Genomic DNA, 25,156 nt, shown 5'->3' on the forward strand with positions numbered 1-25,156 from the left:
ACCGCTTCCCGTTCAGAGCAGCGCTCGAGCCCGGCGCTCCAATGCCCGCAGGCCGAGCTCGGCACTGCGCCGCACCGCCTGTTCCGCAGCGTCCCGCGACTGGGCCGACCAGGACATGTCCCGCCACACCACCGAGAGCCCGATGAGTGCCCGCACCTCCCCGGACGCGTACCCGATCCGCCGGGCCGTGGTCAGGGCCTGCTCGAACAGGGGCACGGCCGCCTCCGGTTCGCCCAGGGCGCGGCGCACCTCACCGAGCGTGATCCGGACGGACGTCGCCACCTGCGGGTCGCCGCCGTCCGCCACGAGGGACAGGGCACGGGAGGCGGACGTCAGTGCGGCCTCGGGGTTGCCCTGCGCCAGTTCGACGGAGGCGAGGTTGTCGAGGGCCTCGGCGTCGCCGGCGGGGACGTTGCCGAGGTCGAGGGCGCGTTCGAGATGGGCGCGTGCCTCGACGAGGCGGCCCTGCAGGCGCAGTGCCATGCCGAGGTAGGCGTGGCTGTCGGCGGTCGGGGCGAGGGACAGGGCCTGGGAGAAGTGTTCGACGGCTCCGTCCAGCTCGCCGAGCTCGACGGAGAGCTGGCCGAGGTTGTACAGGCCGGTGCTGATGCTGTCGGCCGAGCGGAGCATTCGCAGGCAGCGCACGAGCGCGTCCTTGGCGAGGCCGAGGTCGCCGGAGCGGCGGTGGACGAGGCTGAGGTTGTTCAGCACGCTCGCCTCGGCGTCCTCGTCGCCGAGTGCCTGGTACAGCTCGATAGCGTGGTGGTGGTGCTCCACGGACCGGGCGAACTCGCCCAGGCGCAGGTAGAGGGTGCCCAGGTTGGCGTGCATCGCGGCTTCGGCCGGGCGGTGGCCTGCGGCCTGGGTCGCGCGGAGGGCGTGGCGGGCGGTCGCCAGCCATTCGCCCACGTCCTGGCCGATCCACAGGTAGCCGCGCAGGGCGTCGGCGAGCAGCCAGGCCATCGGGGCCGGGCCGTGTTCGGCGGCGTGGCGGATCGCGGCGGCGACGTTGAGGCGTTCGGCGTCGAGCCACACCAGGGCTTCCGCCGGGCCCGCGATCCTCGGTACCGGGCCCGCCGGTGAGGACGGCAGGCGGCGGATGCCGGGGTAGAGCAGTTCGGCGCACCGTTCGACGCCGCGCAGGTAGTGGTTCAGCAGTGCTGTCCACGCCTGGTCCTGTTCGGCGGGGCTGTCGGACTCCTCGCGCAACGCGGCGGCGTAGCGGACCAGCTCGTCGTGGAACCGGTAGCGGCCGGGTGCGACTGGTACGACCAGCTGCGCGATCTCCAGCACAGTGAGCAGGCCCTCGGCGTCGACGTCGGCCAGCGCCGAGGCGGCTTCGGCGGTGAAGTCCGGGCCCGGCACGACCGACAGCAGGCGGAACAGGCGTTGAGGCGCGGGCGGCAGTGCGGCGTAGGCGAGCTCGATGGGGGAGCCGGAGATCGTCACCTCGTCGCGTCCAGCCAGGTAGGCGGCGGCGACGCGCAGCGCGAGCGGCAGGTGGCCGCACCGGGACGCCAGCTCGGCGTGGTCGCCGGGGCCGAGCAGCGACGTCAGCAGCTCGGCCGACTCGTCGGGCGTGAAGACGCCGACCGGCACGGTCCGGGCGCCGTTCATCGCGATCAGGCCGCGCAGGTCGTCGCGGGACGTCACGATCACCCGGCACGACGCCGTTCCCGGCAGCAGCGGACGCACCTGGTCCGGCGCGGAGGCGTTGTCGAGCACCAGCAGCATCCGCCGGCCGGACAGCAGCGACCGCAGCACGGTGCTCTGCTCGTCGGCGTCGGCGGGGATCTCGTCCGGCGGCACGCCGAGGGCCCGCAGGAACCGCGACAGCACGTCCATCCCGTCCGCGGGCGGGCCCGGCGCGTAGCCGCGCAGGTCCACGAACAGCTGCCCGTCGGGGAACCGGTCGCGCAGCTGGTGCGCCACGTGCACGGCGAGCGTCGTCTTGCCCGCGCCCGGCGGTCCCGCGAGTGTCACGATCGGCACCGACCCGCCGGTGAGCAGTGCCGAGATCCGCTCGACGTGCCCGGTCCTGCCGACGAAGTCCGCCAGGTCGTCCGGCAGCCGCATCGGGGTCGCGGGCGGGCGTCCCGGCTCCCGCTGCGGCACCGGGGCCGCCAGCTCCGGCGCGCCCACGAGGATCGCCTGGTGCAGCGACCGCAGCTCGGCGGACGGGTCGATGCCCAGCTGCTCGTCCAGTGTCCGGTCGAGCTGCCGGAACGCCTCCAGCGCCTCCGCCTGCCTGCTGCAGCGGTACAGCGCGAGCATCAGCTGGGCCCAGAACCGCTCGCGCAACGGGTGGTCCCGCGTCAGCGCGAACAGCTCCGGCACGACGTCGGCGTGGTTGCCGAGCGCCAGTTCCACGTCGAGGCGCTGCTCGTGCACCGTCATCAGCAGCTCGGTCAGCCGCGGCGCGTGCTCGGCGTACAAGGTCTCCGACGGCACGTCCGACAGCACCGGGCCGCGCCACAGCTCCAACGCCTCGGCGAACGCCTTGCGAGCCGTCACCAGGTCGCCGGAGGCGGCGGCCGCACGGCCGCGTGCGGCGGCGTCGGCGAACCGGTGGACGTCGACGGACAACGGGTCGACCCGCATCCGGTAGCCGTCCGCCGCGGTCTCGATCAACGCCGGGTCACCCAGCGCGGCACGCAGCCGCATGACGTACGTCTGCACGGTGCCTCGGGTGCGCGCGGGTGGCGTGCCGCCCCACACGTGCTCGACGATTTCCGTCACGGGCACGACGCGGTCCGGCCGCAGCAGCAACGTCGCCAGCAACGCGCGGTGCTTGCCCGCGCGGAGCACGACCGGCGAGCCGCCGAGGCGCACTTCCATCGGGCCGAGCAGCCGGAACTGCGGACCCGCAGCCATCGCCTTCCCCTCGTGGTCGCCGGATGATCCCCCTCCGCCCGACAGCCTATTGGCGCCCTGTCGCGGAGTGACATCGACGCGTCAGCGAAACGTCAGCGCCGTACGGCAACCTTGTGCTCGTCCCGGTCGGGGGGCCGGGGCGACAAACTTCTCGGGTTCCGCGGATCTCCGCGGATCACGATCGCTGGGGGTCGGAAGGCCCAGGAGCTCAGCTGAGATCCTGGGCCTTCCGCGCATTCCAGGGGGTTCGCTACTTGGCGTAGATCGCGTCGATGTCCGCCGCGTAGGTGGTCGCCACGACGTTGCGCTTCAGCTTCAGCGACGGCGTCATCTCGCCGCCCGCCTCGGTGAAGTCCACCGGCAGCACGCGGAACTTGCGGATCGCCTCCGCCTTCGACACCGTCTTGTTCGCCTCGTCCACGACGGCCTGGATCTCGGCCAGCAGGTCCGGGTCGTCGATCAGGTCGGGCACCTCGGCCGACGCGGGCTTGCCGCGCGACTCCTTCCACGACGGGAAGAACTCCGGGTCGATCGTGATCAGCGCGCCGATGAACGGCTGCTTGTCGCCGACGACCATGCACTGCGAGATCAGCGGGTGCGCCCGGATGCGGTCCTCGAGCTGCGCGGGAGCGACGTTCTTGCCGCCCGCGGTGACGATGATCTCCTTCTTGCGGCCGGTGATCCGGAGGAACCCGTCGCTGTCGAGCTCACCGATGTCACCGGTGTGGAACCAGCCGTCCTCGAGGGCCTCCTTGGTGGCGGTCTCGTTGTTCCAGTAGCCGACGAACACGATGTCGCCCTTGATGAGGATCTCGCCGTCCTCGGCGATCTTCACCGAGGTGCCGGGGACGGGCGGGCCGACCGTGCCGACCTTCTCCTGGCCGCGGTAGGTCACGCACGCCGCGGCCGACGTCTCGGTGAGGCCGTAGCCCTCGTAGACGGGGACGCCGGCGCCGCGGAAGAAGTGCGACAGCCGGTCGCCGAGCGGCGCGCCACCGGACACGGCCGAGACCGCCCTGCCACCCAGCGCCGCGCGCAGCTTCGAGAACACCAGCTTGTCGAACACCGCGTGCTTGAGCCGCAGGCCGAGACCGGGGCCGCCGTTGTCGAGCGCCTCGCTGTACGCGACGGAGGTGGCCTCGGCGGCGTCGAAGATCTTGCCCTTGCCGCCGGCGTGGGCCTTCTGCTTCGCGCCGTTGTAGACCTTCTCGAACACGCGCGGCACCGCGACGACGAACGTCGGGCGGAACTGGCCGAGGTCCTCGACGAGGTTCTTCACGTCCGGCGAGTGGCCCAGCGTCACCCGCGAGTACACGCACGACAGCGCCAGGGACCGCGCCAGGATGTGCGCGAGCGGCAGGAACAGCAGCAGCGACTGGCCGGAGGTGAGGATCTCCGGGAACCGCGACAGCGCTCCCCGCACCTCGGCGAGCAGGTTGCGGTGGGTGAGCGTGCAGCCCTTGGGACGGCCGGTGGTGCCGGACGTGTAGACCAGCGTCGCCGTGTCACCCGCGCCCGCCTTGCCGCGGCGCTCGTGCACCTGCTCGTCGGTGATCTCGGCACCCAGCGCGGTGAGCTCGTCGACCGCGGCGGCGGGACCGTCGATCTGCCACACGTGGCGCAGCTCGGGGAGCTTGCCGACGACCTCGTCGACCAGCGCGCGGTGCGCGGAGGTCTCGACGAAGACGGCCCTCGCGCCGGAGTCGGAGAGGATCCACTCGACCTGGTCGGCCGACGACGTCTCGTAGATCGGCACGACCACACCGCCCGCCGCCCAGATGGCGAAGTCGAGCAGGGACCACTCGTAGCGGGTCTTGCAGACCAGGCCCACCCGGTCACCGAACTCCAGACCCGCCGCGAGCAGGCCCTTCGCGACGGCCATGACCTGGGCCGCGAAGTCGCGGGCCGTGATGTCCACCCAGGTGCCGTCGACCTGCCTCCGGAAGCTGACGGCGTTGCCGAACCGCTCCGCGTTGGCCCACACCATGTCGGTGAGGTTCTCCTCCGGAGCCACTTCGGCCGTGGCGGGGACGCTGAACTCGCGCACGTCAACCTCCGTACGGTGTTTTGTTACTGGTGGGGAAACTTAGCGTGTGATTCCGGCGATACAAAGGTTGGTACGCCCTTCCGTTACCTTTTGTCCTCATGGCCAGCGTGGACGTCGTTGACGAGACTTTCCTGGCGGTGCCGCCCGCGGTGGTCGCCGCGGCCTTCGCCGCACCGGCGTCGTGGCGGGAGTTCTGGCCGGATCTCGACCTGGACGTCTACGCGGACCGGGGCGACGAGGGACTGCGCTGGACGGTGGGCGGCGCGCTCGTGGGCACGATGGAGATCTGGCTCGAACCCGTGCTCGACGGCACCGTGCTGCACTACTTCCTGCGCGCCGACCCGCCGGCCGGGTCGCTCACCCCGCGCCACGCGCGCCGTGAGGTGCAGCGCCGCCAGCTCGACGCGAAGTCCGTCGCACTGGGACTCAAGCTGGTCCTGGAGGACGGCCGTCCCGCGGGCTGCCCACCGCTCACGTGATCGTGCCGAGTCTTCTAAGTTGGGACCATGCGGGTTCACGTGGTGTCCGATGTGCACGGCAACGCGGAAGCGCTCGCGCGCGCCGGTGAGGGGGCGGACGCCCTCGTGGTGCTCGGCGACCTGATCGACTTCGTCGACTACCACGACCACTCCAAGGGCATCCTGGGCCGCGTGTTCGGGCCGGAGAAGGTCGGGATCTTCGCCGAGATGCGCCGCGGCACCCGGCGAGCCGAGACCGCGAACTACATCCGGTCGCTGTGGGCGGGCATCGAGGACGCGCGTTCCGTCGTGAACGAGGCCGTGCAGGAGCAGTACCACGCGCTGTTCTCGGCGATGTCCGCGCCGACGTACGCCACGCCGGGCAACGTGGACAGCCCGGACCTGTGGCCGCGGTTCGCGGGCAACGGGGTGCACGTCCTCGACGGCGAGGCCGTCGACATCGGCGGACTGAGGTTCGGGTTCGCGGGCGGCGGGCTCAAGCCCCCCAACGTGGTCCGCGACCCGAACGCGCCCTGGTACCAGTACGTGCGCACGGAGGAGGAGATGGCGGCGGCGCTGGACCGGATGGGCCCGGTCGACGTGCTGTGCACGCACATCCCGCCGCTCGTCGCGGAGCTGACCTACGACGTCGTCGCGCGCCGCCCCGAGTGGGGCTCGCGGTCCGCCCTGGACAAGATCGTCGCCGAGCGGCCGCGCTGGTCGGTGTTCGGGCACGTGCACCAGCCGCTGGCCAGGCGCGTGCGGGTGGGCTACACCGAGTGCGTCAACGTCGGGCACTTCCAGCGCAGCGGCAAGCCTCACGTCCTGCGCTGGTGAGGACGCGAGTAACCTCCTCGGACATGGCCGACGAGTCCACTCAGTCCATCGTCATCGACGCGCCGCCAGAGAAGATCATGGCGATCATCGCGGACTTCCCGTCGTACCCGGACTGGGCGAACGGGATGAAGGAGGTCGAGGTCCTCGGCACCGGCGAGGACGGCCGCGCCGACCAGGTCCGGTTCGCCATCGACCAGGGCCCCGTCAAGGACGAGTACACCCTGCGGTACGACTGGGCCGCAGACGGTCTCTCGGTGCGCTGGGACCTCGTCAAGGGCACCATGCAGAAGTCGCAGCACGGCAGCTACGTGCTGGAACCGTCCGGCACCGGCACCAAGGTCACCTACACCCTCTCGGTGCAGCTGGTCATCCCGATGATCGGCCTGTTCCGCCGCAAGGCGGAGAAGATGATCCTGGACACCGCGCTCAAGGAGCTCAAGAAGCGCGCGGAGAAGGCCGCTTGAGCCAGGTCCTGCTCTTCACCGGCAAGGGCGGGGTCGGCAAGACGACGCTGGCCGCCGCCACGGCGGCCTCCCTCGCGGCGAACGGCCGCAAGGCGCTCGTCGTCTCCACCGACCCGGCGCACTCGCTCGGTGACGCCCTCGACGTCCGGCTGGGCCCCTCACCGTCCGAAGTGGACTCCGCGGACGGCCTGTTCGCGTGCCAGATCGACCCCCGCGGCCTCGTCGACGAGGCGTGGGGTGAGCTGCGCGGGCACCTGCGCACCGTGCTGGCCGGCGCCGGCGTCGACGAGCTCGACGCCGAGGAGCTGACCGTGCTGCCCGGCGTCGAGGACCTCCTCGCGCTCACGGAGGTGCGGCGGCTCGCGACGACCGGGCCGTGGGAGGTCGTGGTCGTCGACTGCGGGCCGACCGCCGAGACGTTGCGGCTGCTGGCGCTGCCCGAGGCGTTCGCGGGCTACCTCGAACGGCTCTTCCCGACCCACCGGCGCGTGGTGCGCGGCCTGCTGGCCGGCGTCGCGGGCACCGGGACCGTCGAGAAGTGGGACGCGACGGCGGACGCCCTGAGCAGGCTCGCCGAGCGGCTCGACGCGTTGCGCTCCATGCTCGTGGACCCGGCGTCGTGCTCGGTGCGGCTGGTGCTGACACCCGAACGGGTGGTCGCCGCCGAGACCCGGCGCACGCTGACCGCGCTCGCGCTGCAAGGCGTCCGGGTCGACGGCGTCGTGGCGAACCGGCTGGTGCCCTCGCCCGGCGACGCGTCCGGTGACGCCGCCGCGTGGCTGCGGACCCGCAGGCAGGAGCAGGACGCCGTGCTGGCGGAGCTGTCCGGCATCGGCGAGATCCGCACGGTCGACCACCGCGCGTCCGAGCCCGTCGGCGTGCCCGCGCTGCTGGAGGTCGCCGCGCAGCTCTACGGCGACGAGGAGCCGTTGCCGGACGCCGCGGGGGCCGCGGGGTCGCTGCTGGAGGTGTCGGGCGGCGGTCGCGGCCTCGACGCCCGCTACTCGCTGCGGATCGCGCTGCCGCTCGCCGACGACGCGGAACCGGACCTGGCACGGGTGGGCGACGAGCTCGCCCTGACCGTGGACGGGCGGCGCCGGCTCATCGCGCTGCCGTCGTTGCTGAAGCGCTGCATCGTCACAGGTGCGGAGATGGACTCGGGTGGCGTGACGGTGGGGTTCCGCCCCGACCCCTCGCTGTGGCGCTGATCAGGAGCTGTGATGACCCACCAGGACAACAACGCCGGCACCGCCAAGCTCGCCGAGGAGCTGCGGCTGCTCGTCGACACGGCGGCCGAGCGGATGCAGCCGTGGCTGCAGCGCGTCGCCGAGGCGGGCGACGGCTCGCACACGCCGGAGACGTGCGGCTGGTGCCCGCTGTGCAACGGCGTGGCACTGCTGCGCGGTGACCGTTCCGAGCTGGCCGCGAAGGCCGCCGAGCACGCGGCCGGGCTGGTCGCGGTGCTGCGGGCGGCCCTGCGCGAGCCCGCTGCCCCCGCGTCCCCGGCCGAGGAGCCTGCGGCCGGGGACCCGGGACAGCGGGTGCAGCACATCAAGGTCGTGAGGAAGACGGACTAGTGCTCACCGTCGGAGTGGACATCGGCGGCACCAGCGTGCGTGCCGGTGTCGTGGACGCGAGCGGTTCGGTGCTCGACACCTCCCGCGCGCCGACGCCCGCGGGCGAACGCGCGCTGGAAGACGCGATCGCGGCGGCTGTGCAGGAGGTGGCGGCCCGTCACCCGGTGAACGCCGTCGGGCTTGCCGTGGCGGGGTTCATCGCCCCGGACCGCCGTACGGTCCAGTTCGCGCCGCACCTGGCGTGGCGGCAGGTCGACGTCGCCGGGCGGATGACCGAACGCCTCGGCATGCCGGTGGTCCTGGAGCACGACGCGAACGCCGCGGCGCTGGCCGAGCACCGCTTCGGCGCCGCTCGCGGCGCGCACACGGCCGTGCTGGTCGCCATCGGCACGGGCATCGGCGCCTCGCTGCTGATCGACGGCAAGGTCTTCCGCGGCGCGCACGGCGTCGCCCCCGAACTGGGCCACCTGCGCGTCGTCCCGGACGGCCGCCCCTGCCCGTGCGGCAAGAACGGGTGCTGGGAGCGCTACTGCAGCGGCACGGCCCTGTCGGCCACCGCGGTCGAGCTGCTGGCGAAGCACCCCGGCGTGTCGACGGTGCTGGCCCGCGAGGCCGCGGGCGACTCGCGGGCGGTGACCGGCAGGCGGGTGGCGGGCGCGGCCCGCGACGGCGACCCGCTGGCGCAGCGCGCGATGGCGGACCTGGCCCGCTGGCTCGGCGAGGGCCTGGCGCTGGTCGCCGACGTGTACGACCCCGAGGTGATCGTCATCGGGGGAGGCGTGTCGACGTCGGCGCCGCTGTTCCTCGACGACGCCCGCGAGCGCTACGCCTCCGTCGTGACGGGCGCGGGCCACCGTCCGCTGGCGCGCATCCGCACGGCGCAGCTCGGCGACGACGCGGGCATCGTGGGCGCGGCGACGCTGGCCCGCGAGACGGTCGCGTCGCTGACGAGGAACTCGCGCCGCACCTAGTCCTTCTTCAGGGGGTCGTGGCCCCAGTTCATCAGCGAGTACCGCCACCGGCTGTCCTCGACGTCGCCGTCCGGGCGCTGGGCGAGGTGGCGGTGGACGTAGCCGACGACCTTGCGCATGTGCTCGTAGTCGCCGTCGGTGAGGTCGTCGCGCTTGGTGCGCAGCAGCTCGACGATCCGCCGGCCGGACGCGTGCCCGGTCGACTCACCGGAGCTCTTGTCGCCCACCTGTTTCGACTCGTCGGTGCCGAGCCACTTCTCGAGGGCCGACGCCGTCATGTTGACGGCCTCGCCGAAGTCCTCGCGGGTCTGCTGCTCGTCGCTCACGACGTTCCTCCTCCTGGCCGGGTCAGCTGCTCCGGACGGGGTACCCCGCCGTCATGACGAAGCACCCCTTGAAGCCCGGTGACGAGGTCGAGTGGTCGAGCCACGGTTCGACTACGCACGGTGAGGTGAAGGAGGAGATCACCACGGAGAAACAGGCTGCGGGACGCAAGGTGAAGGCGTCGGAGGAAGAGCCGCAATACCGCGTGGAGAGCGCCAAGAGCGGCCGGGACGCGGTCCACAAGCCGGAGGCGCTGAAGAAGAGGAGCTGACGTCCGCGGCGAGCGCGTCGGGGGATGTTCGCTCGCCGCGAACAGCTCGGGAGTGCCTAGCGGCTGAGCAGACGGAGGATCCGCGGGCGGCGGCGCTTGGCGCGCTCCGCGTCCTTCTTGGTCAGCGTCGCCACGGCACGGGCCATCATCAGGTGCTGCATCTGGTCCATGCCGACACGGTAAGCATGACCGAATCGTTATCTGAAGGCTTGAGTGGCCGTTATCACGTCGTTACCGGCCGGGTCGTGGTGTCACACCTGGGCGCCGTCGTCCCATCCGGAGTCGGGCGGCGGGGTGTTGCGCATGCGCAGGATCAGCCAGCCCACGCCCGCGCACAGCGCGACGAGCGACAGCGGGGTGCCGATGCTCGGTGCCAGCCCGAACAGGCCGGGGGCCACCAGCAGGACGATGCCGAGCACGAACAGGCCGAGCGCGGCGATGGTGGAGGCGCGCAGCACCGGGAACGGCGGTGGCTCCGGCGGGATGTAGTGGCCCTCGTCGTCGTGGGTGCGGCGTTCGGGTTCGTCGTCGAGGTCGGGGACGATCTCCTCGGCGGTGTCCTCGCGCGCGTCCGCGGCGTTCTCCGGGCGCGCGTCGTCGGGGTCGAGCCAGTCCTTGCCGACCCCGTCCCGCTCGAGACCCGCGACGATCTCGGCAAAGAGCTCGTCGACGTTCTCGGGGCCGTCGGTCGAGTCGCGCCGGGCGTTCATCCAGAGCCTCTCCCGTGTGCCACCACCCTATGACCCCTCATCGTTGCACGGTCCGGGAGTGTTGCGGGTTACGGCAGTCGGCTCAGTCACGCCGTCCCCGCGCCGTCACGCCGGGGGCCCGGACTCGTTGTGTGAGGCGCGGTCACCTCCGTAGGCTGGTCGCCGGGATCAAGGTTCGGTGTCTAGGGAGGCGCTTCCCGCTGTGCTGTACTGGATCATGAAGCACGTCCTCCTGGGACCGATCTTGCGGGTTTTCTTCCAGCCCAAGATCATCGAGGGCGCCGAGAACATCCCCAAGGAGGGCGGGGCGATCCTGGCGAGCAACCACCTCGCCGTCTCCGACTCCTTCTTCCTGCCGCTCATGCTGTCGCGCCGCATGACGTTCCCCGCCAAGATCGAGTACTTCACCGGTACCGGGCTCAAGGGCAAGCTGCAGAAGTGGTTCTTCTCCGGCGTCGGCCAGGTGCCGATCGACCGGTCCAGCGCCTCCGCCGCGCAGGGCGCGCTCGACACCGGTGTGCGGATCGTGCGCGAGGGCAAGCTGCTCGGCATCTACCCCGAGGGCACCCGTTCGCCCGACGGCCGCCTGTACAAGGGCAAGGTCGGCGTCGCGTGGATCGCGCTGGAGTCCGGTGCGCCGGTCATCCCGGTGGCGATGTTCGGCACCGACAAGGCGAACCCCATCGGCTCGAAGATGTGGAAGCCGCACCCGATCCGGATCAAGATCGGCAAGCCGCTCGACTTCTCCCGCTACGAGGGCCTGTCCGGCGACCGGTTCGTGCTGCGCTCGATCACGGACGAGATCATGTACGCCCTGATGGAGCTCTCCGGCCAGGAGTACGTCGACGTCTACGCGGCCAAGGCCAAGGAGCTGACCGGGGACGGGGCCGGGCAGGCGGAGAAGGCCGACCGGGTGCCCGAGAAGAAGGCGAGCTGACCGGACCCCTAGGGTGTCGCGGTGCGGTTCTTCTACGACTGTGAGTTCATCGAGGACGGGGTGACGATCGACCTCGTGTCGATCGGCGTGGTCGACGAGGAAGGCCGCGAGTTCTACGCCGTGTCCACCGAGTTCGACCCCGATCGCGCGGGTCCGTGGGTGCGGCAGAACGTCCTCAACCAGCTGCCTTCGCCCGCCGACAAGGCGTGGCGCAGCCGTGCGCGCATCCGCGAGGACCTGCTCGACTTCCTCGGCGCCCGCAACGCCGCCCGTGACGAGGTCGAGCTGTGGGCGTGGTTCGCCGCCTACGACCACGTCGCGCTGGCCCAGCTCTGGGGTGCGATGCCGGCGCTGCCGCGCGCCCTGCCCCGGTTCACCCGCGACCTCCGGCAGCGCTGGGAGGACGTCGGCCGGCCCCGGCTGCCCGCCCCGCCCGCCGACGCCCACGACGCCCTCGCCGACGCCCGGCACAACCTCGCGAGGTGGAAGGTGATCGAGGAACACCGCCGGAAAACCGGTTTTCCGGTCCGGTGAGTGGGACCCGCGTTGCTGCACCGATACAGCCCGTGAAAGTCTGCGTGACACAGAACACGAGTAGATGGGGAAGCAGATGCGCATCGGTGTGCTCACTGGCGGTGGTGACTGCCCCGGTCTGAACGCCGTGATCCGGGCCGTGGTCCGCAAGGGCATCAAGGCACACGGCTGGGAGATCGTCGGGTTCCGCAACGGCTGGCAGGGTCCGATCGAGAACCTCACCAAGTCGATCGAGCTCGCGGACGTCGAGGAGATCCTGACCCGCGGTGGCACGATCCTGGGCTCGTCGCGCACGAACCCCTACAAGGTCGAGGGCGGTGTCGACCGCATCCGCGAGACCATCGCGGCGAACAACGTCGACGCCATCATCGCGATCGGCGGCGAGGACACCCTCGGTGTCGCCAAGCGCCTGACCGACGACGGCATCGGCGTCGTGGGTGTGCCGAAGACGATCGACAACGACCTCGGCGCCACCGACTACACGTTCGGCTTCGACACGGCCGTGCACATCGCGACCGAGGCCATCGACCGTCTGCGCACCACGGCCGAGTCGCACCACCGTGCGCTCGTCGTCGAGGTCATGGGCCGCCACGCGGGCTGGATCGCGCTGCACTCCGGCCTCGCCGGTGGCGCGAACGTCATCCTCGTCCCGGAGCGCCCGTTCAACGTCGACAAGGTCGTCGAGCACGTCGAGCGCCGCTTCGAGAGCGAGTTCGCGCCGATCATCGTCGTCGCCGAGGGCGCGATGCCCGAGGGCGGCGCCGAGGTGCTGCACTCCGGTGAGCGCGACGCGTTCGGCCACGTCCGCCTCGGCGGTGTCGGCCAGTGGCTCGCGGAGGAGATCGCGGACCGCACCGGCAAGGAGTCGCGCGCGGCCGTCCTCGGCCACATCCAGCGCGGTGGCACGCCGACCGCCTACGACCGCGTCCTCGCGACCCGCTTCGGCCTGCACGCCGTCGACGCCGTCGCGGCGGGCGACTTCGGCACGATGGTCGCGCTGCGCGGCACCGACATCGTGCGCGTGAAGCTGTCGGAGGCGACGGCCGAGCTGAAGACCGTTCCGGCGGAGCGCTACGAAGAGGCCGAGGTCTTCTTCGGAGCCTGATATATCGGATATCGGATATCGCCGGGAACGCCGGACGCCCCACGCGGGCGTCCGGCGTTTCTCGTTCGGCAACGCGGGGGCTCCGCGTGGACTCGGGAGGAACGCGGGAGCCCTACGTTTCTCGTTCCGGCCGTGGGAGTCCGCTCACCGGGGACTGACGCTGGGGCCTTGAGCGCCTTCACGACGAGGTCGGTGCCGATGCTGCCCGACCCGATGACCGCCACCTTCGTCACGCGTCCTCCCCGAACCTCGCGCGGACCGTCCCGAGGCCGGTGAAGGTCGCCTCCACCTCGTCGCCCGCGGCGACCGGCACGACGGGGCCGAGCGAACCGCTGAGCACGACGTCGCCCGCCTTGAGCGGGTCGCCCAGCTCGACGGCCGTCGTCGCGAGCCACGCGAGCGCGGTGAGCGGATCGCCCATGCAGTCGGCGCCGACGCCGGTCGAGCGCTCCTCGCCGTTGACGCTGAGCACCATCGACACGTCCCGCGGCACGACGTCCGCGAGCTTCACCCGGTCGGCGCCGAGCACGAACAGCCCCGCCGAGGCGTTGTCGGCGACCGTGTCGGTGAAGGTGATGTCCCAGTTGGCGATCCGGCTGTCCACGATCTCCAGCGCCGGCTGCGCGTACCCGACCGCCGCGGCGACCGTCCGTTCGTCGAACGGCCCGGTCGTGAGGTCCGCGCTCAGCACGAACGCCACCTCCGCCTCGACGCGCGGCTGCAACAGCCGGCCGGTCGGCACGGTGGCACCGTCCTCGAACGCCATGTCGTCGAGCAGCACCCCGAAGTCCGGCTGGTCGACGCCGAGCTGGCTGCGCACCGCCGGTGAGGTGAGACCGATCTTGCGCCCGACCGCGCGGGCACCGGCGGCGATGCGCGCGTGGATGTTGCGGCTCTGCACCGCGTAAGCCTCGTCCGCGCCGACGAGGTCCCGCACGGGCGCGCAGGCGGCCCCGTCACGTGCGGCCGCGGCGAGGCGTCCGGCTGCCAGTTCAACGTTGGTCATGCCGCACATCGTGGCGTTCGCCGCACACCGGGCCGCATCGATCGGTTCCGCTGAACGGAACCCGTGGCACCATCGGGTGATGACCGGGGTGCCGAACACCGTGCTGGGCAAGGTGATGCTGGTGCTGCACGCGTTCGGCGCCGACGACGACGAGCTCGGCTTCGCGGAGCTGGGCAGGCGCACCGGGCTGCCGAAGGCGACGCTGCACCGCCTGCTGGCCGAGCTGGTCGAAGTCCGCCTGCTCGACCGCGGCGCGCGCGGCCACCGGCTGGGCGGTCACCTGTTCGAGCTCGGCATGCGCGCCTCCGTCGAGCGCCGCCTGGTCGAGGTGTTCATGCCCTACCTGGAGGACCTCTACGAACGCACCCACGAGACGGTCCACCTCGGTCTGCTGGAGGGCCGCGAGGTCGTCTACGCCGCCAAGATCGGCGGCCACCGCCAGGCGCCGTCACCGTCCGCCTGGGCGGCCGGATGCCGCTGCACGCCACCGCGATCGGCAAGGCCCTGCTGGCCCACGCCCCGGCACGGGTGCGCACCGAGGTGCTCGGCTCCCCGCTGACCCGCCGGACACCGCGCACCGTCGTGACCCCCGGCCTGCTCCGCCGCCAGCTCGCCACGATCCGGCAGACCGGCGTGGCCTACGAGTACGAGGAGTCGCGGGTCGGCCTCGCCTGCGTCGCCTCACCCGTGCTCGGCGACGACGGCGCAGTCGTCGCCGCTGTCAGCGTCGCCGGACCGACCACCCGCTTCGACCCCCGCACGCACGCGGCGTCCGTGCACGCCGCGGCGACGGGCATCGCGCTCACGTTGATCCGCCGCGCGAACCTGATGGGCGGTTGACAGTCGACATGTCGATCGACGTGATCGACCTGCTGGACGCCGAGGCCGGTCAACCACGTCGTCAAGTCGATGTGGACGCTCAACATGAGATGTGGACTCTCAACATGTCGAGTCGACATCGATCCTGCAGCTGCATCAGCTCGACGCTCACCTCGACGCGCGCTTCAGCCGTCAACCTCCATCAACGTCGTCAATATCGACCTCCATCAACGTCGTCGACATCGACGCGAACGTCGTCAACGTCGTCGACATGGATACGAAGAGCGTCAACCTCGTCGACGTGACACGAAGGACGTCGACATGGTCGATGGCGTCCACTTACCCGATATCCGATATATCAGCCAGTCCGAGCCGGTATATCGGATATCGCGACCGGTTCAGAACGCCTTGACGTCGAGGTAGGCGCCGAAAGTGCCGAGCCAGTGGTCCGCCATGTACCCGTGCCCGCCGAACACGTACGTCCACCCGGCCTCGCGGTGCGCCGCCGACGCCGTCCGCGCGAGCGGCACGTACCGGTGCCCCTCCGGCAGCGCGTCCGCGATCGCCTCCCAGTTCCAGGCACGCGACAACGCGAGCCCGGCCAGGTGCGAGCCGTACGGGTCGGTGGGGTCGTCGACGGGGAACGGCTCGCGCAGCACGCGCCACCGCTCCGACTCGAGTTCCGGCAGGTAGGCGTCGAGCCAGGCGGCGAACTCGGCGGGGCCGAGGGCGCGGCGCATCAGGTCGGCCGTCGTCAGCGCGGGGGAGAGGAAGTCGGCGGCGTCCGGCTCGAACCCGCCGTACCCGGCCTCGTCCCCGTGCCACCGCAGCGCCGCCTCCCGGCACGCCGTGACGATCTCGGTGTCGCCGACGGCGAGCGCCGCGTCGTGCACCAGGCTCGTCGCGAACGCGGTGTTGCTGTGCGTGCCGGTCCTGATCGGCAGCCGGGCCGCCGAGACCCACTCCAGCCACCGGTCGCGCAGCACGTCCGCGATCGGCCGCACCGACCACGGCAGCCCCGAGGTGCGCAGCTCCGCGTCGAGCAGCAGCAGCCACGCCCACCCGTAGGGCCGCTCCCAGTGGTGTCCGGCCGGCGAGGCGAAGAACTCGGCCTCGACGGCGCAGTTCTCCGGCGTGACCAGCTTGTCGAGGGCGTCCCTGGCCGCGTCGGCACCCCGCACCGAGGGGCGCAGCCGCAGCAGGCGCACGGCGAGCCACGTCTGGTGCACGCACGAGTGCCAGTCGAACGACCCGGCGAACACGGGGTGCAGCACCCGCTGCGGAACGAGGCGGTGGTCGCCGTCGATGACGTGCGTCCAGTGCACCGGGTGGTCGCGTTGGATGTTCTCGATCGCGATTTCCAGCAGCCGGGTCGCGGTGCTGTCATCCAATCGGGTGGCGTTCATGGCCCACATCATGCAGTGCGACGTCGCGGCGGGGCAGTGGGCGGTCGTTGACAAGTAACAGACCTCACCCGCCCGACCACGCAAATCGTACGCCGGGGCCGCAGCCGCGGCACTGACGAACCCGGCCTGGTCTCTCAGTGTGGAACAACTAAGCTGAGCAGCGTGAACTGGACCGTGGACGTGCCCATCGACACGCTTCCCGAGCTTCCGCCGCTGCCTCCGGAGATGCGCAAGCGCCTGGACGAGGCCCTGTCGCGCCCTGCCGCGCAGCAGCCCGAGTGGCCCGACGCCGAACAGGTGCGTCGCGTGCGGACCCTGCTCGAGAGCGTGCCGCCGATCACCGTGCCCGCCGAGATCGACCGGCTGCACACGCAACTGGCGCAGGTCGCGAACGGTGAGGCGTTTCTCCTGCAGGGCGGTGACTGCGCGGAGACGTTCGCGGACAACACCGAGCCGCACATCCGCGCGAACATCCGGACCCTGCTGCAGATGGCCGTGGTGCTGACCTACGGCGCGAGCCTGCCGGTGGTGAAGGTCGGCCGCATCGCCGGCCAGTACGCCAAGCCTCGCTCGTCGAACATCGACGCGCTCGGCCTGCCGTCCTACCGCGGCGACATCATCAACTCCCTGGTCGCGACGCCCGAGGCGCGCGTGCCGGACCCCAGCCGCATGATCCGCGCCTACGCCAACGCCGGCGCGGCCATGAACCTGCTGCGGGCCCTCACCGGCGCCGGCCTGGCGGACCTGCACCGCGTGCACGACTGGAACCGCGACTTCGTGCGCACCTCGCCCGCGGGCGAGCGCTACGAGGCACTGGCCGGCGAGATCGACCGCGGCCTGAAGTTCATGTCGGCGTGCGGCGTGACCGACCAGTCGCTGCACGGCACGGAGATCTTCGCCTCGCACGAGGCGCTGCTGCTCGACTACGAGCGCGCGCTGCTGCGCCTGGACACGACGGGCGAGCAGCCGCGGCTGTACGACCTGTCGTCGCACTTCGTGTGGATCGGTGAGCGCACCCGTCAGCTCGACGGCGCGCACATCGCGTTCGCGGAGATGCTGTCGAACCCGATCGGCCTCAAGATCGGGCCCACGACGTCGCCGGAGATGGCCGTCGAGTACGTCGAGCGCCTCGACCCGCGCAACGAGCCGGGCCGCCTGACGCTCATCTCGCGCATGGGCAACCAGAAGGTGCGCGACGTGCTGCCCGCGATCATCGAGAAGGTCGAGGCCAGCGGCCACAAGGTCATCTGGCAGTGCGACCCGATGCACGGCAACACGCACGAGTCGAGCACCGGCTACAAGACCCGGCACTTCGACCGGATCGTCGACGAGGTCCAGGGCTTCTTCGAGGTGCACCGCCGGCTCGGCACGCATCCCGGCGGCATCCACATCGAGCTCACCGGTGAGGACGTCACCGAGTGCCTCGGCGGCGCCCAGGAGATCTCCGACGACGACCTCGCCGGCCGCTACGAGACGGCGTGCGACCCGCGCCTGAACACGCAGCAGTCGCTCGAGCTCGCGTTCCTCGTCGCGGAGATGCTGCGCTCGTAGCCCGTTGCTGAAGACGAGCTGAAGAACGAAGGGCCCCGCGTCGAGAACGCGGGGTCCTTCGCTTTCTGCCTAAAGACCGACGATGGTGATCTCGGTTCCCCGCGGCACCTTCGTGCGCGGCGGGATCGACTGGTTCACGACCGTCGCGTTGCCGCTCTTGTTGAACTCGACCTTCACCTTGAACCCGGCCCGTTCGAGCTGTTCCTTGGCCTCGCGGACCTTCTTGCGCGCCACGTCCGGCACCTCGACCTCGCGGGTGTTCTGGAAGAACACGGTGACGCGCTTGGCGCCCGTCCCCTCCAGCACCGTGCCCGCGGGCGGGTCCGTCCGCACCACGCGCGACTGGTCGTTCTCGGCCGCGTCGTTGCCATCGGCCTCGACCGGCTCGATCCCGGCGCGCTGCAGCTCGGCGAACGCCTCGACCTTCGTCTTGCCGTTCACGTCCGGCACCGGGGTGCGCGGCGACGGGCCCTTGCTGAGCACGAGCGTCACCGGGCTGTCGATCTTCAGCGCCGTGCCGGGCCGCGGGTCGAGCGCCACGACCTTGCCGATCGGCACCGTGTCGTGGAAGGCGTCCTTCGTGGCGTCCGTGACGGCCTTCAGGCCGGACGCCTCGATCTCCTTCGTCGCGGCCTCGACCTCGACGCCGACGTTCACGAACGGCACCACGGGCCTGCCGCGCGACACCACGATCCGCACGGACTCGTTCTTGCGCAGCTCCGTGTCCGGGCCGGGCTCGGTGCGGATGACCTGCCCGGTCGGCACCTCGTCCGAGGGCACCTTGTCGATCAGCGGAGTCAGGTCCGCCGTCTGCACGAGTCGCATGGCGTTCTGCTCGGACTCGCCGACGACCGCGGGGACCGTCGTGTAGCGGTCCGCGCCGATGAGCCACGCGTACAGGCCGACGATGACCGCCAGCGCACCGACGACGGAGCCGCCGATGATCATGAGCTTCTTCTTGCGCTTGCGCTCCTCCTCGGCCGGGTCGACCTTGGGCTTGCGCGGACGGTTCTGGGGCGGACGGCGGCGGGGCGGCTCAGGGCGCTCCATCGTGCGCGTGCCCGCGATGCCGGGAGGTGGCGTCGGCGGCCCGGTGGTGACCGTGGTCATCGCCGCGTGCACCGGCGGCTTGGGCACGACTGGTCTGGTCGCCTCGGCGGCGGACGGGGTCACGACACCGGTGGCGGCGGCGGACGGCGGCGTCGCGCCGACGGCGACCGGGATCGGCCGCATGACGACGGTCCTGTCGTTCTCCGGCACCGTGCCGGGAACGGGCACCGGCTGCGGCGTCAGGCCCAGCTCGGCGCCCACGCGCTCCAGCTCGGCGAGGAAGGCGTCGGCGTTCACCGGTCGCAGTCCGGGGTCGCGCCGCGTGGCCTTGCGGACCAGCGTGTCGAGCGCGAGCGGGATCTCCGGGATCGACGGCACGTCCGAGTTCACGTGCTGGGAGGCGACCGAGATCGGGTCGTCGCCGCGGTACGGCGCGTGGCCCGCCAGCATCTCGTAGAGCACGATCCCGGCCGAGTAGACGTCACTGCGCGCGTCCGCCGCGCCGGTCTCCACCTGTTCGGGTGACATGTAGGCCACGGTGCCGAAGCTCTCGCTGTCGGCCGTCACCCCGTTCTCGGCGACCGCGCCCGCCACCCCGAAGTCCGTCACCTTGATCTGACCGTTGGGTCCGATCAGCACGTTCTCCGGTTTCACGTCGCCGTGGAACAGTCCGGCGCGGTGCGCGACGCCCAGTGCGGACAGCGCCGGGCCGAGGATGCTCAACGCGACCGCGGGCGCGAGCTTGCCGCGCTGCTTCAGCAGGTCGCGGAGGTTGCCGCCGTCGACCAGCTCCATGACCAGGTACACCTGGTCACCGTCGACGCCTTGGTCGTGCACGGACACCACGGCCGGGTGATGCAGCTGTGCCGCCGCACGCGCCTCGCGTTCGAACCGCGCGACGAAGGCCGGGTCGGCCGCCAGGCGTGGATCCATCACCTTGACGGCGACATCTCGATCGAGGCGGGTGTCGCGACCTCGATAAACGGTGGACATGCCACCGCGCGTGAGCACGGCGTCCACCCGGTAGCGCTGCTCGAGCAGTCCACCCATCACGTTCGAAACCGACCTCTCCACAGTGCGAGATGGTAAAGCTCAGGATGACCCGGTTGGCGGAAGGGCGTTCCCAGTTCGGTTATGGCATCGTGACCCCCGTGAGTGCGATTCCTGCCGCTGCGGATGTACTGGCTGCCGACCTGGAGGTTCTCGGCCTCCCCGAGGTGGCCGACCGAATGGGACTCCCGGTCACCCGGGTCCACCAAATGCTGCGCGACGGGCAACTGCTCGCCGAGCGGCGGGACGGCGTCCTCGTCGTTCCCGAAGCGTTCCTCGCCGCCGGAGGTGTGGTGAAGGGTCTTCCCGGCACCATCACCGTGCTGCGCGACCAGGGGTTCTCCACGGACGAGATCCTGCGCTGGCTGTTCACGGAGGACGACAGCCTCCCCGGCTCTCCGATCGAAGCATTGCGCGGTGACCGTGGGCGCGAGGTGAAGCGCCGCGCACAGGCGATGGGATTCTAGGTCATCCGAACCTGAGGTTTCAGGCGTTTCCGCGGACCGGGGACGCCTGAAACCCCTGCGCCGACGTGTCCGGGCAGGGCGCTGCGCGCCGTCCGGGCGGCGTCGTTCCTCGTGACCGCGGTCAGGCGCGGTCCGGGCTAAGACCGGCCTCATCTCGTGGTCGCCCCGGAGAGCGGCGCCGCATTGATGCCGAACCGATATATCGCATATGGGTGCGCGACGAGCGCCGTCGCCACCCACCGAGTCGTGCCGAATCGGTGGGGTGCGGCGCCCTGGTTCACGGGTGCGGCCCTACTCGTAACGGGTCGACAGGCCGAACGGGTCCGGCTTCACCAGCGACCGCGCCGCGAGCGCCGACACCAGCAGGGCGAAGAACAGGTAGCCCCACGAGTAGAGCGCCGTGTCGCCGTTCGGGAACGTCACCAGCAACAGGAACACCGACGCCACCGTCACCGCCACCAGCGCGCCCGTGCTCCACGCGAACCCGGCGGCGAGCGCCAGCGGCCAGCTGAAGTACCACGGCAGCGTCGCGGGGGAGAGCAGCGCCACGGCCAGCATCGTCAGCGTGCCGCGCCGGATGCTGTCGCGGACCTCGCCGTCGCGCGACGCCCACCACTGCGTGTACGCGATCCAGATCAGCACGACCGAGCCGATGCCGCGGGCGACACCGAGGAAGATGCCGCCGTCGACGTAGACGAACCAGTTGACGACCATGCGCACGAAGTCGCCGACCGCGCTCGGCAGCGACAGCCAGTTGATGATCATCGACGAGCTGCGCAGCGCCGGGATCCAGCCCAGTGTCACCCCGGCCACGACCGTGCACGCGGCGAACGTCCCCAGGAACGCGACGAGACCCGGCACCAGCGCCTTGCGGAACTGGGCTCGCTTGTCGCCGTCGAGCCGCGCCGCCCAGACCCAGACCAGGAACGGCACGATCACGACCGCCGTCGCCTTCACCGAGAACGCGAGGGCCAGCAGCACGAACCCGAGCACGTGCCTGCGGTCGAGCACGAGCAGCACGCCCGCGGCCATCAGGCCGATCATCAGCAGGTCGTTGTGGGCGCCGCCGACGAGGTGGATGAGCAGCAGCGGGTTCGCCGCCACCAGCCACAGCGCGATCGCCGACCGGCCGCCGAGGTGCCTGCTCAGGCCGGGCAGCGCCCAGCACAGCAGCACCAGGCCGCCCGCGAGCGAAAACCGCATGGCGACGACGCCGAGGATGACGCTCGCGTCCGTCGCCCACACGATCGCCTTGGCGATCAGGATGAACAGCGGCCCGTACGGCGCGGGCGTGTGCTGCCAGACCCAGCTGACGTTCTCGCTGAGCGTGCTCTGCAGCACGGCGGGCCCGACCTCGTACGGGTCGTAGCCGCTCAGCGCGAGCTGCCCCTGCGCGAGGTAGCTGTAGATGTCCTTGCTGAACAGCGGGGGTGCGAAGAGCAGTGGCAACGTCCAGACCGTCACCGCGACCAGCACGGCGAAGTCGCCGATCTCGCCCCACCGCACGAGCCGGCCCAGGCGCACCCACGCCCAGATGACGAGGCCGAGCCCCAGGTACAGCACCATGCTCGCGAGGTCGTGGCCGTGGCCGTAGCGCAGCCAGCTCAGCCCGACCTGGGCGAGCAGCGGGTCGCGCTCGAGGATCGCGCCGGCACCCATGCCGCCGAGCGCGATCAGCGCCACGCCCAGCAGGCCGAGCATGGTCGTGCGGACGGGGATGGCAAACGTGTTCGCGCGCACGACTTGATCAAGCTCCTGCGGAGACACCTCGGAGCTCGTGCGGGGGAGTGACGGAGTTGCAGCCATCGCCCGAACATCGTTGCACAAGGCGGGCAAGCGTCAGCAAGCAACGGTGCTCACCGGCAACGAGGTGTTAATGAACTCTCAGGAAGTGCTGCCGATCTTGGTCGGTGATCGTCTCAGAAGGTCCTCTTCGTCGAGCTGACGGCCAGCTCGGCGAGCTTGGTGGCGGCCGGTTCGGCCACCGGCGCGGCGTCGAGTGCCGCCAGCGCGCTCTTGGTCAGCTCCTCGATGCGTTCCTCGACGGCGTCGACGGCGCCGACCTTGACCAGTGCCCGCCGCACCTCCTCGACGGTGTCGAGGTCGAGGTCCGGCTTGCCCAAAGCGATATCCAATATATCGGCGCCGAACTGCATCCCGAGCGCCACGAGCAGCGTCCGCTTGCCCTCGGCGAGGTCGTCGCCCGCGGGCTTGCCGGTGACCTCCGGGTCGCCGAACACGCCGAGCAGGTCGTCGCGCAGCTGGAACGCCACACCGATGTCGGCGCCGAACGTGCGCAGCCCGTCGATCAGTTCCGGCGAGCCGCCCGCCATCGCCGCGCCCATGTGCAGCGGCCGTTCGACGGTGTACGCGGCGGTCTTGAGCCGGTCGATCCGCAGCGCCGCGTCCGCCGACGAGTCGCCCCTGGCCTGGGTGAGCACGTCGAGGTACTGGCCCGCGAGCATCTCGGTGCGCATGTCGCGCCACGGCTCGCTCATCCTGCGCAGCACGTCGGCGGGCAGCCCGGCGGCGAACAGCATGTCGTCGGCCCACGCCAGCGCGATGTCGCCGATCAGCACGGCCGCGGACATGCCGAACCGCTCCGCCGACCCGAGCCAGCCCTGCTCGCGGTGCCGCACGCCGAACGCGACGTGCACGGTCGGCTTGCCCCGCCGCACCGACGAGGCGTCCATCAGGTCGTCGTGGATGAGCGCGCACGCCTGGATCAGCTCCAGCGAGCTGACCGCGGTGAGGACCTCGGTCGCCAGCTCGCCGTCCGGGTCGCCGCCGGCCGCGCGCCACCCCCACCACGCGTAGGTCGGGCGGATGCGCTTGCCGCCGCCCAGCACGAAGCCGGAGAGCGCGTCGACGGCGGTCGCGAAGCTCGGGTCCATCGCCTCGCCGGAGGCGCGGCGGGAGGCCAGGTACGTGGTCAGCGCTTGTTCGACGTGCCGGGGGAGTGCCACGTCGATGGGGTGGTGGGACACGTGTCCATGGTCCGCTGTGTCCGGCACCACCCGCATGCCGGGGCCGCGTACCACATGGTGAGCAGGTGTCCCACCCTGCGGAAGTACCACTAGGGTTGACCGCATGACGACGGTGGTCGAGAGACTCCAGGGGGAGTCACCCAAGTTCTCGGTAGAGTTCCTGCCGCCGCGGGACGCCGAGGACGAGAAGGTCCTCTGGAAGGCCGTCCGCGAGCTGGAGGGCCTCGACCCGGCGTTCGTGTCGATCACCTACGGCGCCGGCGGGTCCCGGCGCGACCGCACGATCCGCGCCACCGGCCGCATCGCGCAGGAGACGACGCTGCTTCCGGTCGCGCACCTCACCGCCGTCGACCACTCGGTGGCCGAACTGCGCAACGTCATCGGCTGGTACGCGGCGATCGGCGTGCGCAACGTCCTCGCGCTGCGCGGCGACCCTCCCGGCGACCCGATGGGCGAGTGGGTCGCGCACCCCGAGGGCCTCAACTACGCCGACGAGCTGGTGGCGCTGGTCCGCGAGCTGGGCGACTTCTGCGTGGGCGTGGCGGCGTTCCCGTACGGGCACCCGCGCTCGCCCGACCTCGACACCGACCTGAAGTTCCTGCTGCGCAAGCTCAACGCGGGCGCGGACTACGCGGTCGCCCAGCTCTTCCACGCGCCGGAGCCGTTCCTGCGGCTGCGCGACAGGGTGGCGGCGGCCGGGTGCTCCGCGGCGATCCTTCCGGGGATCATGCCGATGCTGTCGCCGCGCGGGCTGGCGAAGATCGTCGAGCTGTCCGGCGCCGACCTGCCGGTGGAGATCTCGCGCCGGCTGGAGCCGTACGCCGACGACGTCGCGAGCTTCCGCGCCGAGGGCATCGACATCGCGACCGAGATGTGCCAGCGGCTGCTCGACGAAGGCGTTCCCGCGCTGCACTTCTACACGATGAACAGGGCCAAGGCGACGAGGGAAGTGTTGAGCCGCCTGGGACTCGTGACGCGCGCCTGAAGCGCTGGACGAGTGCCTAGGCGAGCGCGGAGCGTTTGTGCGCGACGAGGGCGAGGACGACGACGATCAGCGCCGCGGCGCCGGTCAGCCCGGCGACGAGCAGCGCCCAGCCGAAGAACGAGCTGGAGTTCTCGCCCGCGTACTGCACGGTCGCCTGCAACATCGACGCCTGACCGGGCTTCGGAGACCACGCGATCGTGTTGTTGTCCTCCTCGCGCCCGTTGGTGTTCACGACCTTGCCGGGGAAGCTCACCTTGACCTGGATGTCCGCGCGTTCCACGGGCACCTGGGTCAGGTCGACCGAACCCGACAGCGTGACAAGATCACCCGACCGGCGGAAGTTCAGGCTGTAGCGGCTGTTCGACGAGCTGGTCGTCATCGACAGCGTGCGCACCTCGTCGAACGTCAGGCCGGTGAAGAACAGCTGCGTGCCCGTGTACTGCTCCACCTGGTACGGCTGGGTGGTGACACGCCCCTCCATCTCGGGCGGGACCTTGAGCTGGGGCCCGGGATCGTTGTCCTGGGTGGGAGGTGTGGCCGCGACGATCTCGCCGGAGACGCGGTCGTCGGCCGACACGGCCATGGCCGCGTAGACGCGAACGCATCCGCTCAGCGAAAACAGGGTGAGCAGCAAGAAGACCGGCAGCAGCAGTGCCCGGGATCGACGCACGCCGCCATCCTGCCAGCACGGTCGGGACCACGCAGTCCCCTCCTTTGGTCGTGAGC

25 protein-coding genes are annotated in these 25,156 nt (G+C 71.2%); 15 read left to right on the forward strand and 10 right to left on the reverse strand.

What is annotated here, in order from left to right:
• Window positions 1-12 precede the first annotated feature (12 nt).
• Together BLT23_RS32195 and BLT23_RS32200 are read right to left on the reverse strand one after the other, a co-directional pair.
• Complete coding sequence (locus tag BLT23_RS32195) at window positions 13-2,874, reverse strand: AfsR/SARP family transcriptional regulator (protein WP_090056328.1); 2,862 nt, start codon at window positions 2,872-2,874, stop codon at window positions 13-15.
• A gap of 250 nt (window positions 2,875-3,124) precedes the next feature.
• Window positions 3,125-4,921 (reverse strand): AMP-dependent synthetase/ligase, encoded by a 1,797-nt coding sequence (locus BLT23_RS32200; protein WP_090056332.1) that lies wholly within the window; start codon window positions 4,919-4,921, stop codon window positions 3,125-3,127.
• A gap of 98 nt (window positions 4,922-5,019) precedes the next feature.
• On the opposite strand from BLT23_RS32200, the gene BLT23_RS32205 reads away from it, so the two are divergent.
• From BLT23_RS32205 to BLT23_RS32230, 6 genes are read left to right on the forward strand one after another with little or no spacing between them, the layout of a single operon-like run.
• Window positions 5,020-5,400, forward strand: a complete 381-nt coding sequence (locus tag BLT23_RS32205; protein WP_090056337.1) for a polyketide cyclase / dehydrase and lipid transport — start codon at window positions 5,020-5,022, stop codon at window positions 5,398-5,400.
• Between the two features lie 27 nt (window positions 5,401-5,427).
• Window positions 5,428-6,216, forward strand: a complete 789-nt coding sequence (locus BLT23_RS32210; RefSeq protein WP_090056341.1) for a metallophosphoesterase family protein — start codon at window positions 5,428-5,430, stop codon at window positions 6,214-6,216.
• Window positions 6,217-6,239: 23 nt separating this feature from the next.
• The gene (locus BLT23_RS32215; protein ID WP_090056344.1) at window positions 6,240-6,680 is read left to right on the forward strand and encodes an SRPBCC family protein; all 441 of its coding nucleotides are present in this window, start codon (window positions 6,240-6,242) and stop codon (window positions 6,678-6,680) included.
• A complete protein-coding gene (locus tag BLT23_RS32220; RefSeq protein WP_090056346.1) occupies window positions 6,677-7,888 on the forward strand; it encodes an ArsA family ATPase in 1,212 nt (403 codons plus the stop codon). The genes BLT23_RS32215 and BLT23_RS32220 overlap by 4 nt, the downstream gene beginning before the upstream one ends.
• 12 nt (window positions 7,889-7,900) lie before the next feature.
• A complete protein-coding gene (locus BLT23_RS32225; RefSeq protein ID WP_090056350.1) occupies window positions 7,901-8,257 on the forward strand; it encodes a hypothetical protein in 357 nt (118 codons plus the stop codon).
• Window positions 8,258-8,271: 14 nt separating this feature from the next.
• A complete protein-coding gene (locus BLT23_RS32230; RefSeq protein ID WP_090056876.1) occupies window positions 8,272-9,228 on the forward strand; it encodes an ROK family protein in 957 nt (318 codons plus the stop codon).
• Here the strand turns inward: BLT23_RS32230 and BLT23_RS32235 are convergent.
• Complete coding sequence (locus tag BLT23_RS32235; RefSeq protein ID WP_090056354.1) at window positions 9,225-9,554, reverse strand: DUF3140 domain-containing protein; 330 nt, start codon at window positions 9,552-9,554, stop codon at window positions 9,225-9,227. The two genes, BLT23_RS32230 and BLT23_RS32235, sit on opposite strands and share 4 nt — an antisense overlap.
• Window positions 9,555-9,607: 53 nt before the next feature.
• On the opposite strand from BLT23_RS32235, the gene BLT23_RS32240 reads away from it, so the two are divergent.
• On the forward strand, window positions 9,608-9,823 hold the full coding sequence (locus BLT23_RS32240) for a hypervirulence associated TUDOR domain-containing protein (RefSeq protein WP_090056358.1): 216 nt from the start codon (window positions 9,608-9,610) through the stop codon (window positions 9,821-9,823).
• A 251-nt stretch (window positions 9,824-10,074) separates the two neighbouring features.
• Here BLT23_RS32240 and BLT23_RS32245 read toward each other — a convergent pair whose 3' ends face one another.
• Complete coding sequence (locus BLT23_RS32245; protein ID WP_090056363.1) at window positions 10,075-10,533, reverse strand: hypothetical protein; 459 nt, start codon at window positions 10,531-10,533, stop codon at window positions 10,075-10,077.
• Window positions 10,534-10,735: 202 nt separating this feature from the next.
• On the opposite strand from BLT23_RS32245, the gene BLT23_RS32250 reads away from it, so the two are divergent.
• The 3 genes from BLT23_RS32250 (at window position 10,736) to BLT23_RS32260 (ending at window position 13,109) form a co-directional block, all read left to right on the forward strand.
• Entirely contained in the window at window positions 10,736-11,470 is a 735-nt protein-coding gene (locus BLT23_RS32250) for a lysophospholipid acyltransferase family protein (protein WP_090056368.1), read from the forward strand.
• Between the two features lie 21 nt (window positions 11,471-11,491).
• Complete coding sequence (locus tag BLT23_RS32255; protein WP_090056371.1) at window positions 11,492-12,004, forward strand: polyadenylate-specific 3'-exoribonuclease AS; 513 nt, start codon at window positions 11,492-11,494, stop codon at window positions 12,002-12,004.
• A 76-nt stretch (window positions 12,005-12,080) separates the two neighbouring features.
• Entirely contained in the window at window positions 12,081-13,109 is a 1,029-nt protein-coding gene (locus tag BLT23_RS32260; RefSeq protein WP_090056880.1) for a 6-phosphofructokinase, read from the forward strand.
• A 229-nt stretch (window positions 13,110-13,338) separates the two neighbouring features.
• Here BLT23_RS32260 and BLT23_RS32265 read toward each other — a convergent pair whose 3' ends face one another.
• Window positions 13,339-14,115, reverse strand: a complete 777-nt coding sequence (locus BLT23_RS32265) for a 2-keto-4-pentenoate hydratase (protein WP_090056376.1) — start codon at window positions 14,113-14,115, stop codon at window positions 13,339-13,341.
• Between the two features lie 79 nt (window positions 14,116-14,194).
• On the opposite strand from BLT23_RS32265, the gene BLT23_RS41425 reads away from it, so the two are divergent.
• Window positions 14,195-14,674 (forward strand): IclR family transcriptional regulator, encoded by a 480-nt coding sequence (locus BLT23_RS41425; protein WP_218133956.1) that lies wholly within the window; start codon window positions 14,195-14,197, stop codon window positions 14,672-14,674.
• Entirely contained in the window at window positions 14,587-14,955 is a 369-nt protein-coding gene (locus BLT23_RS41430) for an IclR family transcriptional regulator C-terminal domain-containing protein (RefSeq protein WP_218133957.1), read from the forward strand. Before BLT23_RS41425 ends, BLT23_RS41430 begins: the two co-directional genes overlap by 88 nt.
• Before the next feature lie 377 nt (window positions 14,956-15,332).
• Here BLT23_RS41430 and BLT23_RS32275 read toward each other — a convergent pair whose 3' ends face one another.
• Complete coding sequence (locus BLT23_RS32275; RefSeq protein ID WP_176947019.1) at window positions 15,333-16,340, reverse strand: DUF2891 domain-containing protein; 1,008 nt, start codon at window positions 16,338-16,340, stop codon at window positions 15,333-15,335.
• 162 nt (window positions 16,341-16,502) lie between these two features.
• On the opposite strand from BLT23_RS32275, the gene BLT23_RS32280 reads away from it, so the two are divergent.
• On the forward strand, window positions 16,503-17,891 hold the full coding sequence (locus BLT23_RS32280; protein WP_090056382.1) for a class II 3-deoxy-7-phosphoheptulonate synthase: 1,389 nt from the start codon (window positions 16,503-16,505) through the stop codon (window positions 17,889-17,891).
• A 69-nt stretch (window positions 17,892-17,960) separates the two neighbouring features.
• On the opposite strand, the gene BLT23_RS32285 is transcribed toward BLT23_RS32280, so the two are convergent.
• Entirely contained in the window at window positions 17,961-20,015 is a 2,055-nt protein-coding gene (locus BLT23_RS32285) for a Stk1 family PASTA domain-containing Ser/Thr kinase (RefSeq protein WP_143036114.1), read from the reverse strand.
• A 77-nt stretch (window positions 20,016-20,092) separates the two neighbouring features.
• On the opposite strand from BLT23_RS32285, the gene BLT23_RS32290 reads away from it, so the two are divergent.
• Window positions 20,093-20,458 carry an Rv2175c family DNA-binding protein gene (locus BLT23_RS32290; RefSeq protein WP_245744444.1) on the forward strand — a complete coding sequence of 122 codons (366 nt, stop codon included), beginning with the start codon at window positions 20,093-20,095 and terminating at the stop codon, window positions 20,456-20,458.
• Window positions 20,459-20,749: 291 nt separating this feature from the next.
• On the opposite strand, the gene mptB is transcribed toward BLT23_RS32290, so the two are convergent.
• Window positions 20,750-22,198 carry a polyprenol phosphomannose-dependent alpha 1,6 mannosyltransferase MptB gene (gene mptB, locus BLT23_RS32295; RefSeq protein ID WP_245744416.1) on the reverse strand — a complete coding sequence of 483 codons (1,449 nt, stop codon included), beginning with the start codon at window positions 22,196-22,198 and terminating at the stop codon, window positions 20,750-20,752.
• 179 nt (window positions 22,199-22,377) lie between these two features.
• Window positions 22,378-23,445, reverse strand: a complete 1,068-nt coding sequence (locus BLT23_RS32300) for a polyprenyl synthetase family protein (protein WP_425434435.1) — start codon at window positions 23,443-23,445, stop codon at window positions 22,378-22,380.
• A gap of 103 nt (window positions 23,446-23,548) precedes the next feature.
• Between BLT23_RS32300 and metF the strand changes: the two genes are divergently transcribed.
• Window positions 23,549-24,430, forward strand: coding sequence for a methylenetetrahydrofolate reductase [NAD(P)H] (metF, locus tag BLT23_RS32305; protein WP_090056394.1), 882 nt, complete (start codon window positions 23,549-23,551; stop codon window positions 24,428-24,430).
• 16 nt (window positions 24,431-24,446) lie between these two features.
• On the opposite strand, the gene BLT23_RS32310 is transcribed toward metF, so the two are convergent.
• Window positions 24,447-25,100, reverse strand: coding sequence for a DUF3153 domain-containing protein (locus BLT23_RS32310; RefSeq protein WP_090056398.1), 654 nt, complete (start codon window positions 25,098-25,100; stop codon window positions 24,447-24,449).
• Window positions 25,101-25,156 lie beyond the last annotated feature (56 nt).

This window comes from Lentzea fradiae, assembly GCF_900100955.1.
Taxonomy (GTDB): domain Bacteria; phylum Actinomycetota; class Actinomycetes; order Mycobacteriales; family Pseudonocardiaceae; genus Lentzea; species Lentzea fradiae.